At 65.5% G+C, this 15,991-nt stretch carries 15 protein-coding genes; 2 read left to right on the top strand and 13 right to left on the bottom strand.

The genetic code is table 11. The annotated features are described in order from the left end of the window. Nucleotides 1–55: 55 nt before the first annotated feature. Genes hutH through BVH03_RS05045 form a run of 9 tightly spaced genes read right to left on the bottom strand, consistent with a single transcriptional unit; the run spans nucleotide 56 to nucleotide 7,455 of the window. The gene (gene hutH, locus BVH03_RS05085; protein WP_075960165.1) at nucleotides 56–1,597 is read right to left on the bottom strand and encodes a histidine ammonia-lyase; all 1,542 of its coding nucleotides are present in this window, start codon (nucleotides 1,595–1,597) and stop codon (nucleotides 56–58) included. Then, nucleotides 1,578–2,513 (bottom strand): glycosyl transferase, encoded by a 936-nt coding sequence (locus tag BVH03_RS05080; RefSeq protein WP_075960164.1) that lies wholly within the window; start codon nucleotides 2,511–2,513, stop codon nucleotides 1,578–1,580. Before BVH03_RS05080 ends, hutH begins: the two co-directional genes overlap by 20 nt. Continuing rightward, a complete protein-coding gene (locus tag BVH03_RS05075; RefSeq protein WP_075960163.1) occupies nucleotides 2,513–3,256 on the bottom strand; it encodes a glycosyltransferase family 2 protein in 744 nt (247 codons plus the stop codon). Before BVH03_RS05075 ends, BVH03_RS05080 begins: the two co-directional genes overlap by 1 nt. Next, nucleotides 3,253–4,911: an acyl-CoA synthetase family protein gene (locus tag BVH03_RS05070; RefSeq protein ID WP_075960162.1), complete on the bottom strand. Its 1,659-nt coding sequence runs from the start codon at nucleotides 4,909–4,911 to the stop codon at nucleotides 3,253–3,255. The genes BVH03_RS05075 and BVH03_RS05070 overlap by 4 nt, the downstream gene beginning before the upstream one ends. Next, nucleotides 4,908–5,453, bottom strand: a complete 546-nt coding sequence (locus BVH03_RS05065; protein WP_075960161.1) for a hypothetical protein — start codon at nucleotides 5,451–5,453, stop codon at nucleotides 4,908–4,910. Before BVH03_RS05065 ends, BVH03_RS05070 begins: the two co-directional genes overlap by 4 nt. Continuing rightward, nucleotides 5,450–5,707 carry an acyl carrier protein gene (locus BVH03_RS05060; RefSeq protein ID WP_075960281.1) on the bottom strand — a complete coding sequence of 86 codons (258 nt, stop codon included), beginning with the start codon at nucleotides 5,705–5,707 and terminating at the stop codon, nucleotides 5,450–5,452. The genes BVH03_RS05065 and BVH03_RS05060 overlap by 4 nt, the downstream gene beginning before the upstream one ends. Before the next feature lie 11 nt (nucleotides 5,708–5,718). Further along, nucleotides 5,719–5,979, bottom strand: coding sequence for a phosphopantetheine-binding protein (locus BVH03_RS05055; RefSeq protein ID WP_075960160.1), 261 nt, complete (start codon nucleotides 5,977–5,979; stop codon nucleotides 5,719–5,721). After that, entirely contained in the window at nucleotides 5,960–6,769 is an 810-nt protein-coding gene (locus BVH03_RS05050) for a 1-acyl-sn-glycerol-3-phosphate acyltransferase (RefSeq protein ID WP_177344889.1), read from the bottom strand. Before BVH03_RS05050 ends, BVH03_RS05055 begins: the two co-directional genes overlap by 20 nt. Then, nucleotides 6,742–7,455 carry a beta-ketoacyl synthase chain length factor gene (locus BVH03_RS05045; protein WP_075960159.1) on the bottom strand — a complete coding sequence of 238 codons (714 nt, stop codon included), beginning with the start codon at nucleotides 7,453–7,455 and terminating at the stop codon, nucleotides 6,742–6,744. The genes BVH03_RS05050 and BVH03_RS05045 overlap by 28 nt, the downstream gene beginning before the upstream one ends. Nucleotides 7,456–7,690: 235 nt before the next feature. Here BVH03_RS05045 and BVH03_RS05040 point away from each other — a divergent pair, with 235 nt between their 5' ends. Continuing rightward, nucleotides 7,691–8,461, top strand: coding sequence for a ParA family protein (locus BVH03_RS05040; protein WP_075960158.1), 771 nt, complete (start codon nucleotides 7,691–7,693; stop codon nucleotides 8,459–8,461). Nucleotides 8,462–8,556: 95 nt separating this feature from the next. On the opposite strand, the gene BVH03_RS05035 is transcribed toward BVH03_RS05040, so the two are convergent. Then, nucleotides 8,557–9,351, bottom strand: a complete 795-nt coding sequence (locus BVH03_RS05035) for a universal stress protein (protein WP_075960157.1) — start codon at nucleotides 9,349–9,351, stop codon at nucleotides 8,557–8,559. A 113-nt stretch (nucleotides 9,352–9,464) separates the two neighbouring features. Next, nucleotides 9,465–9,899, bottom strand: a complete 435-nt coding sequence (gene trxC / locus BVH03_RS05030; protein WP_075960156.1) for a thioredoxin TrxC — start codon at nucleotides 9,897–9,899, stop codon at nucleotides 9,465–9,467. Between the two features lie 144 nt (nucleotides 9,900–10,043). On the opposite strand from trxC, the gene BVH03_RS05025 reads away from it, so the two are divergent. Further along, a complete protein-coding gene (locus BVH03_RS05025; protein ID WP_075960155.1) occupies nucleotides 10,044–11,498 on the top strand; it encodes a carboxylesterase in 1,455 nt (484 codons plus the stop codon). Between the two features lie 184 nt (nucleotides 11,499–11,682). Here BVH03_RS05025 and BVH03_RS05020 read toward each other — a convergent pair whose 3' ends face one another. Then, nucleotides 11,683–13,419, bottom strand: a complete 1,737-nt coding sequence (locus BVH03_RS05020; protein ID WP_075960154.1) for a BCCT family transporter — start codon at nucleotides 13,417–13,419, stop codon at nucleotides 11,683–11,685. Nucleotides 13,420–13,651: 232 nt separating this feature from the next. Further along, nucleotides 13,652–15,853, bottom strand: a complete 2,202-nt coding sequence (locus tag BVH03_RS05015; RefSeq protein WP_075960153.1) for an OsmC domain/YcaO domain-containing protein — start codon at nucleotides 15,851–15,853, stop codon at nucleotides 13,652–13,654. Nucleotides 15,854–15,991: the final 138 nt, after the last annotated feature.

Raw genomic sequence — 15,991 nt, 5'->3', positions numbered from 1 at the left:
GATGGCTATCTCTGTGGGAGCGGGCCATGCCCGCGAATCGTGGGAATGCGGCGAATTACGCATACAGGCTCCAGTGCTGGGCGCGGATACGTTGCAGGCACAGGCGCAGTTCGCCTTCCAGGGCGCGATCCTCGACCAGCGGCGGGAAGTCTTCGCTCAGTTGCCCATGCATATCGGCCAGGGCGGCCGGCAGCACGGTGGCTTCGGCGCGCTGGCGCAGCCACACGCCCTGGTTGGCAGCGATCAGCGTGGCGGCCGCGACCTGCTCGGCCAGCTCCAGGCTGCGCAGGGCGTCGCGGGCGGCGATGGTGCCCATGCTCACCTTGTCCTGGTTGTGGCATTCGGTGGAGCGCGAGAACACGCTGGCCGGCATTGTGTTTTTCAGGGCTTCGGCCGTCCAGGCGCTGGCGCCGATCTGCACGGCCTTGAAACCGTGGTTGATCATCGCGGTTTCCACGGGGGCGCCGGACAGGTTGCTCGGCAGGCCGTGGTTGTAGCGGGTGTCGACCAGCAGGGCGAGCTGGCGGTCGAGCAGGTCGGCGAGGTTGCCGATGAGGTTCTTCAGGCTGTCCATGGCGAAGGCGATATGCCCACCGTAAAAGTGCCCACCGTGCAGCACGCGCTCCTCATCGGGGTCGATCAGCGGGTTGTCGTTGGCGCTGTTCAGTTCGTTCTCGATGAACTGGCGCAACAGCCCCAGGCTGTCGGCCAGTACGCCGAGCACGTGGGGTGCGCAGCGGATGGAATAACGATCCTGCAGGCGATGCAGCGGCGCGGTCGGCGCGTCGATGGCCAGGTCCTGGCGGATCCACGCGGCGACCTGATTCTGGCCCGGGTGCGGCTTGGCGGCGAACAGGCGCTCGTCGAAGTGCTCCGGGTTGCCCTGCAGGGCGATCACGTTCAGCGCGGTGATGCGCGTGGCCAGCTTGAGCAGGTAGTCGGCACGGGAATAGGCCTGGCAGGCCAGGGCGGTCATCACCGCGGTACCGTTCATCAGCGCCAGGGCTTCCTTGGGGCGCAGCACCAGCGGCGTCCAGCCCAGTTCGGCGTGTACGTCAGCGGCGCTACGGCGCTCGCCGCGATACATGACTTCACGCTCGCCACACAGGGTCGCGGCGATGTAGGACAGTGGCGTCAGGTCGCCGCTGGCGCCCACCGAACCTTCTTCCGGGATCAGCGGCAGCACATCGAATTCGATGAATGCCTGCAGGCGCTCGAGCAGTTCCAGGCGCACCCCGGACATGCCCTGGCAAAGCGACTGCAAGCGCGCGGCCAGCACCGCGCGGGTGGCTGGCGCGTCGAGCAGCTTGCCCAGGCCGCAGCCGTGAAAGGTGTACAGGTGACGCGGCAGCGCCTCGACCTGATGCAGCGGCACGGCCACCACACAGGAGTCGCCGTAGCCGGTGGTGATGCCGTAGATCATGCCTTCGCGGTCCAGCAGGCTGTCGACGAAGCGCGCACCGCGGGCGATGCGGTCGCGCCATGCGGGGCTCTCGTCCAGCGCGCCGTGGGCGGTGCGCTGGGCCAGGCTGACGATCTGTTCGAGACGCAGTGGCTGCGCGCCGAAGGTCACGGTTTCAGGCTGCTGTGTTGTCATGGTCGTTCCAGAACGGGTAGAAGTTGAACCACTGCTGCGGGGCTTGCAGGCAGCGTTGGGCCAGGTGATCGGCATAGCGTTGCGCCCAACCCTGGATCACCGCTTCGCGCTCGCTGCGCTTCCAGCGCACGGCATCGGTGAAGGGTTGCAACATGACCTGATAGCGGCCGTCGATCTTCAGGCAGTCGATCAGGTTGACCGGGCATTGCAGCAGCCCGGCCAGTAGCCAGGGGCCCTGGGGCAGGGGCGCCGAGTGGCCGAGAAAATTCACCTCGACGGTGCGTTCACCGTGGAGCGGCACGCGGTCGCCGGCGATCGCCAGCCACTCGCCGCGCTCCAGATACTCGGCCAGGCGCATCATCACCGCCGGGTCCAGCTCGCTGACCTGAATCAGCCGCAGGTTGTTGGCGCCACTTTCCCTGAGCAGGCGATTGAACTGCTCGGCGTGACGGGTATGCACCAGTACGTTCATGCGCACCTCGGCGCTCAGCTCGGCCAGGGCGCGGCACACCTCGAGATTGCCGAGGTGGGCGCCAACCAGCAGTTGCCCGCGCGTGCCGCTCATCTGCCCATGCAGGCCGTGAGGATCGATGAGGTCGACGTCGCTCAGGTGCAGGCGTCCGCTCCACACGTCGAGTTTGTCGAGCAGGCTGTCGGCAAAGGCCATGAACTGGGCGAACACCGAGCGGCGGGTCGGGCGCAGCCCAGGCCGCCCGCTCCAGCTCGCCAGGTTTTGCTGGTACTGGTCGATGGCGTGCCGCGCCTTGGCGCCGCACAGGAAGAAGTAGGCGACGATCAGGTACAGCAACGGGGTCAGCGCCCGGCGGCCAAGGTAGCGGGATGCCAGTGCGGTGAATTTCATCGCCGCGAAGCTGCCACGCTCGCGCTGGCCGGCCCAGTGCCTGCTCTGATCCATCAGCGCCACCGCCGGTAGAGCAGCACGGGCGCACGGCAGAGCATGCCGAAGAACAGTCTGGCGTGCATTTTCGAGATCAGCACGTTGTCCTGCCAGAGCCGGAAGTGCGAGACGCCGTCCTCAGGGTAGTGCACCCGGGTCGGCAGCCAGCGCATCGGTTGCCCGCGCCAGGACAGGCGCACGAGGATCTCCGAGTCGAAGTCCATGCGCTTGCCCAGTTTCGCCGAGTCGATCAGCGCCACGCTGGCGGCCAGCGGGTAGACCCGGAAGCCGCACATGGAGTCGCGAATCTCCAGCGACAGGCTGTTGATCCACACCCACACATGGGTCAGGTAACGCGCGTAGAGGCGGCCTTTGGGTACGCTGGCGTCGTACTGCGGGTAGCCGCAGACGATGGCCTCGGGGTGGGCACGGGATTCGTCGAGAAAGGTGTGCACCGACTGCAGGTCGTGCTGGCCGTCGGCGTCCACCTGCAGGGCGTGGGTGAAGCCCAGGCGTTGCGCTTCACGCAGGCCGGCCATCACTGCGCCGCCCTTGCCCTGGTTCTCCGCCAGGCGTAGCTGGTAAGTGTCAGCCACGCCGGCCAGGCGCTCGATCACCGCGGCGCAGGCTGGGCTGGAAGCGTCGTCGACCAGCAGGCACGGCAAGCCGGCGGCCAGCAAACTGGCGACCACGCCTGGCAATGGCCCCTCGTGGTTGTATACCGGGATCAGCGCACAGGGGCGGTGTTGCGCGGCAGTCATGGCGCTGCCTTGAGCAGGATGCGCCCGGACGAGCAATTGGCTTCGCCGCTGCGGAAGGTGAAGTACAGCTTGTCGCGTTCGGCATCGAAGCGCAGGGTCAGCTGCAGGCGATCGCCGGGGCGCACCAGCTGCTGGAACTTGAGCACTTCCATGCCGCCGAACAGCGGCGGCAGGTCCTCGATCAGGGCACGGGCCAGTTGCTGGGCCCAGTCGATCTGCACCACACCGGGCAGCACCGGGGTACCGGGAAAGTGCCCGCTGAAGTGCGCCAGATCGAGCGGCACGTCCAGCTCCAGATGCCACTCGCCGTTATCCTCACGGGCGCTGGCCGGCTCGACGCGGGTCGGGCGGGCGGCAGCCAGCAGGTCGTTGACCTGGGCCTGGCCCAACTTGCCCTGGCTGCTGTACGGCAGGTGCGGCAGCAGGCGCCAGCGACGCGGCAGGGCGATGGCTTCGCAGTGGCCGGCGAGGTGGCGGCGCAGGCCTTCGGTGAGGTGGCGGCGGCCCTGGTTACGCAGCACGTGCAGGCCCTCGGGCGACAGGGCCACCAGTGCGCCGAGAAAGGCGCGGCCCTGTTGCAGCACGCCCAGGCGCGCCTCGCTGACCCAGCTGTGCTGGGCCAGGGCCTGTTCGAGCAGGGGCAGGGAAATGCGTTTTTCTTCGAGTTTGACGATGCGGTCCAGGCGCGCGCCGAGGGTGAAGCGCCCGTCAGCATCGATCTGCACGGCGTCGGCCATCTGCTCCCAGTGCCCGACCGGCAGATAGGGCGAACTCAGGCGCAGGGCGCCTTGTTCGTCGACGTCGAGCTGTACCTCGGCGAATGGCTGCCAGTGCTCGCCACCCTGGCGCCAGGCGATGCCGCCGGTTTCCGAGCTGCCGTAAATTTCCGTCGGCCATTGGCCCAGGCGCTGCTGCACCGAGGCGGCGGCGCCGGCCGGCAGTGCGCCGCCGGAGGAGAACACCTGGCGTACGCGGCTCAGTGCCGGCCAATCGAGGTTGTCGCCCATGCGCTTGAGCAGCGCCGGGCTGGTGATCCAGGCGAAGGCCGGATGCGGCAGGCTGGCCAGCTGCAGGTCTTCGGGAAACGGCTGCGCCTGGGGCAGGAACATGCGGCCCGCGCACAGCGGCCAGAGCACGCGGAACAGCAGGCCGTAGATGTGCTGGGCGGCCACGCTGCCAATGATCAGCGCATCGCCGAGGCGCGCGCCCCACAGCGCTTCGAGCGCCTGCACTTCGTTGGCCAGCTGGCCGAGGCTCTTGTCGATCAGCTTGGGTTCGCCACTGGAGCCGGAGGTGCACAGGGTCAGGCGGCAGCGCTCGCGATCCAGCGCTCTGGCCTCGCGCGGCGCTGCGGCCATCGAATCGTCGAGCTGCTCGACCCACAGGTCGACTTGGGCGCCCAGGCGCTGACGGGTCTGTGGCTGAGCATCGGCGGGCAGCAGCACGTGGACATCGGCTTGCCAGGCAGCGAGCAGGGCGATGGCCAGCTCGGCGGCGTCCTGCAGGTGCAGGGCGACGCGCTGCACGCCGGCCGCCTGCCAGTGGGCGGCAAGACCCAGGGCACGCTGGCAGAGCTCGGCATGGTCGAGCGCAGGCGTCACCTGGCGGCTGGCATTGGGGGCCAGCAGCAGGTCTTCGAGGTTCAGCCAGCTCATGCGGTTCTCCTTACACGTTGACGTACCAACCATTCGCCGGCGAATAGCAGGCCCATCAGGAGGTAGGAAATCAGCCCGGTGTACAGCGCCCACCAGGACAGCGGTGCCCACAGGTTCAGCGCCACCACCAGCAGGCCATTGGTGAGCATGAAGGCGGCCCACACTTCGGTGACGCGGCGGGTGTAGCGCACCGCCACCGGTGGCAGCGCAGGTTCGCGCAGGCGGGCCAGGCGCTCGGCCATCGGCATGCCGATCTTCAGGCTGCTGGCGAACAGCAGGCCGAGCAGCACGCTGACCAGCACCGGATACCAGCGCAGCAGTGCCGGCTCATCGGCCAACGCCAACAGCAGGCAGAACACCAGCACCGCACCGGTCATGCGTCGGCTGTTGCGGTCACCCGGGTTGCTGAGCAACCGCGCCAGCCACAGGCCGCCGAGCAGGGCGGCGAACAGCGTTGGCGACAGATGACCGGCGCCGAAATACACGGCGAACGGGTAGGCCACGCTGACCAGTGCGACCAGCAGGCCGAACAGACGGCTCATGCGGGTTCCGCGTTGACCATCTGATACACCGCCTCGACCACGTCGCCGACGGTGCGCACCGATTTGAACGCTTCGGCGGCGATCTTCTTGCCGGTCTGGCGTTTGATGTGATCGATCAGGTCGACGGCGTCGATGCTGTCGATTTCCAGGTCTTCGTACAGGTTGGCGTCCAGGCTGACGCGCTCGGGGCTCAGTTCGAACAGCTCTACCAGGGCGTCGCGCAAGGTGTCGAAGATTTCCTCACGGGTTTGCATGCTCATCGTCCTCAGGCTGCCTGGCGGCTGGCAACGAAGGCTGCCAGGCTGGCCACGTTGGCGAAATGGGTGCGAGTGTCCTTGGCTTCGGCGTCGATCTTGATGCCGAAACGCTTCTGAATCGCCAGGCCGAGCTCCAGGGCATCGACCGAGTCCAGGCCCAGGCCTTCACCGAACAGGATCATGTCGTCGTCGATATCCTGGGCAGTGACGTCCTCCAGGCCGAGGGAGTCGATGATCAGGTTTTTGATCTCAAGCTGTAGAGCGCTCATCTTTGGCGAGCTCCTGTATGAAATGCTGATGCAGATGATCGTTGAGTTTGCGCGACGCGACCGGCGCCGCGCCCATGGCGGCGAAGTGCGCCGGGTCGATGTCTTCGCCGACGCGCAGGCGGATGTGGAAGCGCCGCGCGGGAATGCGGTACCAGGGCTCGGCCTTGGTCAGGGTGGTGGGCGATACGCTGATCACCACCGGGGTGATGATTCGCGCACCACGCAGGGCGATGGCCGCGGCGCCGCGATGGAACTCCGGCGGCTGGCCGGGCGTGGTGCGCGTGCCCTCCGGGAAGATCACCAGGGTCTGGCCCTGCTGCAGCGCGCCGGCGGCTTCGTCGAGCATGTCCATGCTGCCGCTGTTGCTGATGTAGCCGGCCGAACGGATCGGCCCGCGCATGCAGGGGTTGTCCCACAGGCTCTGCTTGACCACGCAGTTGGTGTCGCGGGTGAAGGCGATGGTCACCACCACATCGATCAGTGACGGATGGTTGGCGATGATCATCTGCCCGGGGCGGCCCAGGCGCTCGGCACCTTCGACCTGGTAGGTGAGCACGCCGCTGCGGTGCATGAATTCGACGAAGGTGCGAAAGGTCAGGCTGACCACGCGCCGCGCGCGGCGCTGGTGGGCGGCGGCGTCGCCAGGCAGCAGCGACAGCACCGGGAACACCAGGATGCGCAGCAGCACGCCGCCGATGCCGAACAGCGTGAAGCTGGCCGCCGTGGCGATCAGCCGCCACCAGTAGGGCGGGCTGTAGCGCTTCACAGGCTTTTGCGTGACCAGGTCCATTGACGCTCTTTCCAGGTGTGTTGGAGGGCGGCGCTGTGCAGGCACAGGCTCTGGATCAGGCTCAGCGGGTGCGGCCAGGCGCTGCGCGAGCCTGGCGCGTTGCTCAACGCCAGGCTCCAGTCATCGCCGGGTTTGAGCAGCAGGGCCAGCGCGTAGGGGAACGGCACGTCATCGATGAACGGCGCGTAGGGCTCTGGCTGGGCTTCCTCGCCGATCACCAGCAGCACGGCCGGCGCACCTTCGGCCAGAAAACTCAGGGCCTCGAGCATGGCCATTTCCAGACCATCGCCTTCGCCGGCCAGAGCGGTCATCTCGCTGGTGTCGCCACGCATGATCGACCACTGACCGATGATCGCGTTGTGCACGGAAAGGCTGAACTGTGTCGGCGACAGCGGTTCTTTAACTGCAAGATCCTTGAGGATCGCCAGATTGCGCGGGGTTTCGCCATGCCGCGACGCGAACACCAGGGGCAGCGCCGAGTGGCCTTCGGCCAGTGGCCAGGCAACCTGAAACACCATGCGTGCCAGGCGGCTCAGGCGGCGGCGTTGCAGGGCCGGCAGAAAGCCGACGTCGGGCTGCTGCCCGCCATCGAGCAGGCGTTCGGGTGCCTTGCTCCAGACGAGCCAGTCATCCGTACTGTTCAGGCCGGGAGCCCAGGCACGCCATTGATCGATCCTGAAATGCATTTCTAGATGAAACTCTGCTTGGCCCGCCGGGCATTTCCTTGTCTGTGCGACTTTCCTGTGCGACAAGAGCCTTGTCGATGGGGAGCGATGCTGCGCGGGCATTATCCGGGGGATGACAAGCCCCCGCAAACATTAAGTATCGATTTTCTGATGGATGACCCGTTTCGCTTGATTCCCGTGAATGTCATCAAGTTTTGCCTAGTATCAATGTACTAGTGGAGAGGGGAGGTTTCGGATGAGGCGCGTGGTTTTCAATCAGAAAGGTGGCGTGGGCAAGTCCAGCATTGCCTGCAATCTGGCTGCGGTCAGTGCGTCACAAGGGTACCGAACGTTGTTGGTCGACCTCGATGCCCAGGCCAATTCATCCCACTACCTGACCGGGCTGACGGGCGATGACATTCCCATGGGCATCGCCGATTTCTTCAAGCAGACGCTGTCCAGTGGGCCGTTCGCCAAGAAGGGTAAGGTGGATATCTACGAGACGCCCTTTGAAAACCTGCACGTGATTACCGCCACGCCCGAGCTGGCCGAGCTGCAACCCAAGCTCGAGCAGAAGCACAAGATCAACAAGCTACGCAAACTGCTCGAGGAATTGTCCGAGGACTACGAGCAGATCTACCTGGACACGCCGCCTGCACTGAATTTCTACACGGTATCTGCATTGATCGCTGCTGACCGTGTGCTGATTCCCTTCGATTGCGACACCTTTTCGCGCAATGCCTTGTACGGCCTGCTCCGCGAGATCGACGAGTTGAAGGAAGACCACAACGAAGCGCTGCAGGTCGAGGGCATCGTGGTCAACCAGTTCCAGCCCCGCGCCTCGCTGCCGCAGCAACTGCTCGACGAGCTGGTGGGTGAAGGCCTGCCGGTGCTGCCAGTCAACCTGATGAGCTCGGTGAAGATGCGCGAATCCCACCAGGCGTGCATGCCGCTGATCTATCTCGACCCGCGCCACAAGCTGACCCAGCAGTACGTCGAGTTGCACGACCTGCTGCAGCGCAGCTGATCAAAGCATCCCTGGGTATCGCTGCGCTCAACCGCAGGCTACGGCCTTATCCCTCTGTAGCCCGGTGTCGAGCGCAGCGATACCCGGGTTCGTTTTCAGCGCACCACGAACACGTCGCACGGCGCCTTGTGTAGGAAGTGCTGGGCCAGGCTGCCGAGCAGCGCCTGGCTCAGCGCACCGCGCCCATGGCTGCCGAGTACCAGCAGGTCGCTGCCGCGGGCCCTGAGCTGCTCCTGCAGGCAGCGCAGAATGCCGCCCTGATGGATGGCGTGGCTGATCGTCGGGCCCGCCGCCGGCAGTTTCTGCTTTTCGTCCGTCAGCAGTTGGTCGATCAGGGCCTGCTGAATCTGCAACTGGTTGTCGACGTGTTCGCGGCTGCCCTTGTCCGGCTCGAACACATGCACAGCGTGCAGCTCGGCGCCTTGCGGCAGCAGCCCGTGGGCGCCGGCCAGGGCGCTGCAGGCGCACAGCGAGAAGTCGAGGGCCGCTACCGCCTGGTGGTAGGCCCCCGGGCTCGGGTGGGCGACCAGCAACAGCGGCACCGAGCAGTTGAGCGCGATGCGATCCAGGCTGGTGCCGGAAAAGAACTCGTGGCGTTCCAGATGTCCGCCCAGCACCAGGTCGTAGTCGCTTTCCTGCAAATGCTGCAGCACCACTTCCGAAGGCTTGCCACTGCGTAGGTGCAGGGCGCTGCCGGCCGGTGCGAACTGGCTGATGCTGGCGTCCAGCAGCTGTCGTGACTGGTCGTGGGTCTGCTCGCTCGCGGCGGGGTCGAGCACGTGCAGCACGCTCAGGCGCGCGCCGTGCTGCTGCGCCAGTTGCGCCGCCCGGCGCAGCGCCAGGTCGGCCGTGCCCCGCAGGTCGTGGGCGATCAGAATGTGCTTGAACATGGCGCCTCCCGCCGTGTTGTTATCGGGCTTTACACCACGATGATCCTTCCTTGGATTAGTCGGCTTTTTGACCAGTGGCAAGGTCAGGTGTCAGCCGGCTCGCTGCGGCCCACTCAAACGCCTTGAGCGTTCAGCCAGGCGAGCAGCTGCGGCAGGGGCAGGGCGCCACTTTGCCTGGCGACTTCCTGGCCATTGCGAAACAGGATCAGGCTGGGAATCGAGCGGATGCCCAGCTGCGCAGACAATGGCTGATTGGCTTCGCTGTCCAGCTTGCCCAGGCGGCAGCGGGTACGCAGTTCGCCAGCCGCCTGAGTGAAGGTCGGCGCGAAGCCGCGGCACGGGCCGCACCAGGCGGCCCAGACATCGACCAGCAGCGGCAGGTCGCCCTTGAGCTGGCTGGCGAAATTGCCCTGGTCGAGCTCGAACGGTGTGCCCGGCAGTACCTCGGTCTTGCAGTGGCCGCAGCGCGGTACTTCGCCCAGGCGCGCGCCGGGAATGCGGTTGAGGCTGCTGCAACTGGGGCAGGGGATGATCGCTGAGTCGCTCATGACGGGCTCCGAACGCAAGGATGTCGGCCCGAAGCCTATGAGCTATGGCGTGCCATCGCAAGGTACGCACGATGGTGGACGGTGCCAGCGTTTTTGCCGGGCGGGGGTTATGATGAGTCGTTTACGGCGGCCCCGGAGGCGAGCATGAAGGCGGTGGAAAAAGGGTTGCGCCTGGGCGGCCTGGTGGTGGCGGTAATCGCGCTGACGTTCTTCGGCCTGCGTATCTACGACGCCCACAACAAACCGGATCTCGGCCCCTGGCACACCTTCGTGCCGCGCGAGCTGGGCGCCGATGAGCTCGATGCCGCCAGCTGGCAGGATTATCTGCTCGCCGAACAGGCCCTGTTCGCGGCGCTGCCCGGCAATGTCTACCAGCGCCTGGACGATGCCGAGCGAGTGCCGGATAACCGCTATTTCGCCGACAGCCCGCTCAACGCCTCGCGTTTCGAGTGGGACTGGAACCGTTCCTACGTGCTCGAGCCCGAGGGCAAGCCCAAAGGGGCTGCGGTGATGTTGCACGGGCTGACCGACTCGCCCTACAGCCTGCGGCACATCGCCCGGCTGTATCGCGATGCCGGCTTCGTGGTGGTCGGGCTGCGCCTGCCCGGGCATGGCACCACGCCCGGGGCGCTGACCCGCGTGACCTGGCAGGACTGGCTCGCCGCGACGCGCCTGGCGGTGCGCGAAGCGGCGCGGCTGACCGCGCCGGGCGACGAGCTGCAACTGGTCGGCTACTCGGCGGGAGGTGGCCTGGCGCTCAAGTACGCCCTCGATGCCCTGGGCAACGAGGAAATGGCCCGCCCGACGCGCCTGACGCTGATTTCGCCGATGATCGGCGTGGCCGGCTACGCCCGTTTCGCCGGGCTGGCCGGTTTGCCAGCGGTGTTCCCGGCATTCGCCAAGGCGGCCTGGCTGGATGTGCTGCCCGAGTACAACCCATTCAAATACAACTCCTTCGCCCTCAATGCGGCGCGGCAGTCGTACCTGTTCACCTCCGCGCTGCAGGAACAGATCGCCGTGCTCGCCGGGCGCAATGCCCTGAGCGAGCTGGCGCCGGTGCTCACCTTCCAGTCGTTGGTCGATTACACCGTGAGCACTCCAGCCGTGGTCGATGCCCTGTACGCAAGGCTGCCGGCCAATGGCAGCGAGCTGGTGCTGTTCGACCTCAACCGCTTCGTCGATTTCGGGCCGCTGCTGGGCGCCCATGCCAAGTCGCCGGACGACCTGCTGCCGGCTGCGCCACGGCGCTATCGCACCACGCTGATCGGCAATGTGTCACCCGACACCCTGGCCGCCGCTGCGCGCACTACCGAGGCCGGCGCCACCGAGCAGCAGCTCAGGCCCGTCGGCCTGGCCTTCCCACGTGAGGTGTTCTCGCTGTCCCACGTTGCCCTGCCATTTCCGCTGAGCGATTCGCTGTATGGGCTGCAGCCTGACGAGCCGGAGGATTACGGCGTGCACCTCGGCGCGCTGTCGGTGCGTGGCGAGCGCGGTGTGCTGCTGGTGAGCATGGAGGCGCTGCAGCGGGTGACCTCGAACCCGTTCTATCCCTACATGGTCGAGCGGTTGCGTGAGCATGGGAGATTGCGGGCGTATTAGCTGATTTATGGAGGAAAGCGATCTTCCCGTGGGAGCGGGCGGGGACGCCTAGCCCATGCGCGCGATTTTTTCGCGGGCATGGCCCGCTCCCACAATTACAGCGTTAACCTCGCCTCCCGCATTCAGCCATTTCTCGCCGCAACGCGGCTCGCGCTGAAACGGGAACAGACCCTAGAGCGGGGTATCAGGTGTTCGGCTGCTCCTCGGCCGCTTCACCCTTGTCCTTCTTTTCCTTGACCACGAAATAGAACTCTTCGCCGTGCTTCACCGCGCCGTAGAGCACGGCCTTCTCGATCAGCTCGCTGCCGCGCAGGTCGCGCAGCATCATCGGGTCCTTGCGCAGGTCGCGGTACAGGGCGATGCAGAGCAGGGCCATCACCACCACGAAGGGCAGCGCCACCACGATGGTCAGGTTCTGCAGGCCGGTAAGCGCCGCGCCCGGATCGCTCGGGTCGCCGATGGCCAGCATGATCGCCGCTACCGCGCCGGTCAGCGCACCCCAGAAGATCATGGTGCCACGCGAGGGCTCGGTGGTGCCGTGTTCGGACAGCGTGCCCATCACCAGCGACGCCGCGTCGGCGCCGGAGACGAAGAAGATGCCCACCAGAATCATCACCAGCACCGAGCTGATGGAGATGAACGGGTAGCTTTCCAGCAGCTCGTACAGGGCGATGTTGCTGTCTACCGCGCCGTTGGCCAGAGTGAACACGCCTTCGCGTAGCGCATCGATGCCGGCGCCGCCGAAGATCACGAACCACGCCAGGCTGACCAGGCTCGGTACCAGCAGCACACCGGTGACGAACTGGCGAATGGTGCGGCCGCGGCTGATGCGGGCGATGAACATGCCCACGAACGGCGTCCAGGAAATCCACCAGGCCCAGTAGAACACGGTCCAGCTGGACAGCCAGCTGTCCATGCTGTCGCCGCCGCTGGCATTGGTGCGCGCCATCATCTCCGGGAGCATGTTGATGTAGTCGCCTAGGGCGGTCGGCAGCAGGTTGAGCATCAGCAGGGTCGGGCCGGCGACGAACACGAAGGCCGCCAGCAGCAGGGCTAGCACCATGTTGGTGTTGGACAGCCACTGGATGCCCTTGTCGATGCCGGACACCGCCGAAGCCACGAAGGCGACGGTCAGCAGGGTGATCAGGCCGATGTAGAACAGCTTGCCGGGTTCCTCGACCCAGCCGTTGTACTCCAGCCCGCCGGCGATCTGCAGGGCTCCGAGGCCCAGCGAAGCGGCCGAGCCGAACAGCGTGGCGAAGATCGCCATCATGTCGATGGCGCGGCCGATCGGACCGTTGGCGTGTTCGCCCATCAGCGGCCGGAAGGCGGCGGAGATCAGCTGCGAGCGGCCGCGGCGAAAGGTGCCGTAGGCGATCGCCAGGCCGACGATGGCGTACATCGCCCAGGGATGCAGGCTCCAGTGGAACAACGTGGTCGCCATGGCCACCTGCATGGCGGCATTGGTCTGCGCCTCGGCGGTGCCCGGCGGCGGGCTGACGTAATGGGACAGCGGCTCGGCCACGCCAAAGAACATCAGGCCGATACCCATGCCGGCGCTGAACATCATGGCGATCCATGAGGTGGTGCGAAATTCCGGCTCTTCGCCGTCCTTGCCGAGGGGAATCTTGCCGTAGCGACTGGCCGCCAACCACAGCACGAAAACCACGAAGATGGTCGAGGTGAGCACGAAGAACCAGCCGAAATTGACGATGACCCAGCTCTGCGCCGTGGCGGCACTCTTCGCCAGGCTGGCCTGGTTGAGAAAGCCCCAGGCCACGAAGGCCAAAGCCAGCAGACTGGTGAAACCGAACACGATCCAGTCCAGCTTGCCTTCCAGGTAACGGTCTCGTCTGGCTTCCTCCGTCTGCGATGGATCGGTGATACCAAGCTCCGGTGTTTCATTGCCTTGGGTTGCCATGGCTGCTGAGTGCCCTCTATGGGTTCTTGTTGGTCTCGTCACGCAAGTTGAGGCATGCCCTGGCCTGTCGCGCTTGCACGGTGCGCGCGAGTTCGCGTGGACGATGATGCGTACCCACCACTCGCCGCCCCTGTCTGTTAACGCCCCGCGCCGTTCTTGTCACGACCTTTTGCTGTCGCAAAAACGAAGAAAGCACCCGAAGGTGCTTTTCTGTTGACGCTCGAGGCTGCGCTTATCGGCTGGCCAGGCCGGCCGCCCTGGCGCGCGCCGCGTGCAGCTTCTTGTAGCTGTCGATCAGGCGCTGGTGTTTGTCCAGGCCCTCCAGCTTCATGCTGGTGGGCGTCAGGCCGAAGAAGCGCACGCTGCCGTCTACCGAGCCGATCGCGGCATCGATGCGCGCGCTGCCGAACATGCGCCGGAAGTTGTGCTCGAAGTTGGCCAACTCCAGGTCGTCGTCCAGCTGCACTTCCAGCACGGCATTGACCGCCTGGTAGAACAGGCCGCGCTCGACGGTGTTGTCGTTGTACTGCAGGAAGGCCTCGACCAGCTCCTTGGCGTCGTCGTACTTGCTCAGCGCCAGGTTGATCAACAGCTTCAGCTCGAGAATGGTCAACTGGCCCCATACCGTGTTGTCGTCGAATTCGACGCCGATCAACGTGGTGATGTCGGTGTAGTCGTCGACCTCGGTGTTGTTGAGGTTACGCAGCAACGACTTCAGTTCGCGATCGCCCAGGGCGTGCAGATTGAGGATGTCCTTGCGGAACAGCAGGGCCTTGTTGGTGTTGTCCCAGACCAGGTCCTCGACCGGGTAGATCTCCGAATAGCCCGGCACCAGGATGCGGCAGGCGTTGGCGCCGAGGTCATCGTAGGTGGCGACGTAGACTTCCTTGCCCAGGTCTTCGAGGATGCCGAACAGGGTCGCGGCCTCCTGTTCGTTGGAATCTGCACCCTCGCCGGAGAAATCCCACTCGACGAATTCGAAGTCCGGCGTGGCGCCGAAGAAGCGCCAGGAGACCACGCCGCTGGAATCGATGAAATGCTCGACGAAGTTGTTCGGCTCGGTCAGCGCCAGGCTGTCGAAGGTCGGTTGCGGCAGGTCGTTGAGGCCCTCGAAGCTGCGGCCCTGGAGCAGCTCGGTGAGGCTGCGCTCCAGCGCCACTTCCAGGCTCGGGTGGGCGCCGAAGGAAGCGAAAACGCCGCCGGTGCGCGGGTTCATCAGGGTCACGCACATCACCGGGAATTCACCGCCCAGGGAGGCGTCCTTGACCAGCACCGGGAAGCCTTGCTCCTCCAGGCCCTGAATGCCGGCGACGATGCCCGGGTATTTGGCCAGCACGTCCTGCGGCACGTCCGGCAGGCACAGCTCGCCTTCGAGGATTTCGCGTTTGACCGCCCGCTCGAAAATCTCCGACAGGCACTGCACCTGGGCTTCGGCCAGGGTGTTGCCAGCGCTCATGCCGTTGGACAGGTACAGGTTCTCGATCAGGTTGGACGGGAAATACACCGTCTCGCCATCGCGCTGGCGCACGAAGGGCAGCGAGCAGATGCCGCGCAGGGTGTTGCCCGAATTGGTGTCGTACAGGTGCGAGCCGCGCAGCTCGCCGTCCGGGTTGTAGATGGCCAGGCAGTGCTCGTCGAGGATCTCCTCGGGCAGCGCATCTTTGGGCCCCGGCTTGAACCAGCGCTCGTTGGGGTAATGGACGAACTCGGCGACGGCGATGTCTTCGCCCCAGAACTGGTCGTTGTAGAAGAAGTTGCAGTTCAGCCGCTCGATGAACTCGCCCAGCGCCGAGGCCAGGGCGCTCTCCTTGGTTGCCCCCTTGCCGTTGGTGAAACACAGGTTCGACTGCGCATCGCGGATATGCAGGGACCAGACGTTGGGGACGATGTTGCGCCAGGAGGCGATCTCGATCTTCATGCCCAGATCCGCGAGCAGGCCCGACAGGGTGGCGATGGTCTGCTCCAGCGGCAGATCCTTGCCCGGGATGTAGGTGGTGGTATCGGATACCGGCATCAGCAGCGCCTGGGCATCGGCGTCGAGGTTTTCCACTTCCTCGATGATGAACTCGGGGCCTTGCTGCACCACTTTCTTCACGGTGCAGCGGTCAATGGAGCGCAGAATTCCCAGGCGATCCTTCTCGGAGATATCCGCCGGCAGTTCGACCTGGATCTTGAAGATCTGCGCATAGCGGTTTTCCGGGTCGACGATGTTGTTTTGCGACAGGCGGATGTTTTCGGTGGGAATGTCGCGCGTCTGGCAGTACAGCTTGACGAAGTACGCCGCGCACAACGCCGAAGAGGCCAGGAAATAGTCGAACGGCCCCGGCGCCGAGCCATCGCCCTTGTAGCGAATCGGCTGATCGGCGATCACCGTGAAGTCATCGAACTTGGCTTCGAGGCGAAGGTTGTCGAGAAAATTGACCTTGATTTCCATGGAGCGGCACCGGCAAGCAAAACGAATGGCCGGCATTATCCGGGTTTTCGCCAGGAAGTCTTGTGCAGGGCGGGCGCGCCGGCTGAGCGGTGGCCAGATAGCTGCTCGCGTCGAACGGTGCTTTACTCGGATTTTTTA

Origin of the sequence: Pseudomonas sp. PA15(2017) (genome assembly GCF_001945395.1) — a bacterium.
Lineage (GTDB): Bacteria > Pseudomonadota > Gammaproteobacteria > Pseudomonadales > Pseudomonadaceae > Aquipseudomonas.
Note: the sequence above shows the minus strand (reverse complement) of the source record. Positions and strands in the feature narration are given on the sequence as shown.

What these genes read in the sequence shown, in the direction of transcription:
- hutH (WP_075960165.1), bottom strand. Translation starts at nt 1,597, where the DNA reads ATGACAACACAGCAGCCTGAAACCGTGACCTTCGGCGCGCAGCCACTG.
- BVH03_RS05080 (WP_075960164.1), bottom strand. Translation starts at nt 2,513, where the DNA reads ATGGATCAGAGCAGGCACTGGGCCGGCCAGCGCGAGCGTGGCAGCTTC.
- BVH03_RS05075 (WP_075960163.1), bottom strand. Translation starts at nt 3,256, where the DNA reads ATGACTGCCGCGCAACACCGCCCCTGTGCGCTGATCCCGGTATACAAC.
- BVH03_RS05070 (WP_075960162.1), bottom strand. Translation starts at nt 4,911, where the DNA reads ATGAGCTGGCTGAACCTCGAAGACCTGCTGCTGGCCCCCAATGCCAGC.
- BVH03_RS05065 (WP_075960161.1), bottom strand. Translation starts at nt 5,453, where the DNA reads ATGAGCCGTCTGTTCGGCCTGCTGGTCGCACTGGTCAGCGTGGCCTAC.
- BVH03_RS05060 (WP_075960281.1), bottom strand. Translation starts at nt 5,707, where the DNA reads ATGCAAACCCGTGAGGAAATCTTCGACACCTTGCGCGACGCCCTGGTA.
- BVH03_RS05055 (WP_075960160.1), bottom strand. Translation starts at nt 5,979, where the DNA reads ATGAGCGCTCTACAGCTTGAGATCAAAAACCTGATCATCGACTCCCTC.
- BVH03_RS05050 (WP_177344889.1), bottom strand. Translation starts at nt 6,769, where the DNA reads ATGGACCTGGTCACGCAAAAGCCTGTGAAGCGCTACAGCCCGCCCTAC.
- BVH03_RS05045 (WP_075960159.1), bottom strand. Translation starts at nt 7,455, where the DNA reads ATGCATTTCAGGATCGATCAATGGCGTGCCTGGGCTCCCGGCCTGAAC.
- BVH03_RS05040 (WP_075960158.1), top strand. Translation starts at nt 7,691, where the DNA reads ATGAGGCGCGTGGTTTTCAATCAGAAAGGTGGCGTGGGCAAGTCCAGC.
- BVH03_RS05035 (WP_075960157.1), bottom strand. Translation starts at nt 9,351, where the DNA reads ATGTTCAAGCACATTCTGATCGCCCACGACCTGCGGGGCACGGCCGAC.
- trxC (WP_075960156.1), bottom strand. Translation starts at nt 9,899, where the DNA reads ATGAGCGACTCAGCGATCATCCCCTGCCCCAGTTGCAGCAGCCTCAAC.
- BVH03_RS05025 (WP_075960155.1), top strand. Translation starts at nt 10,044, where the DNA reads ATGAAGGCGGTGGAAAAAGGGTTGCGCCTGGGCGGCCTGGTGGTGGCG.
- BVH03_RS05020 (WP_075960154.1), bottom strand. Translation starts at nt 13,419, where the DNA reads ATGGCAACCCAAGGCAATGAAACACCGGAGCTTGGTATCACCGATCCA.
- BVH03_RS05015 (WP_075960153.1), bottom strand. Translation starts at nt 15,853, where the DNA reads ATGGAAATCAAGGTCAATTTTCTCGACAACCTTCGCCTCGAAGCCAAG.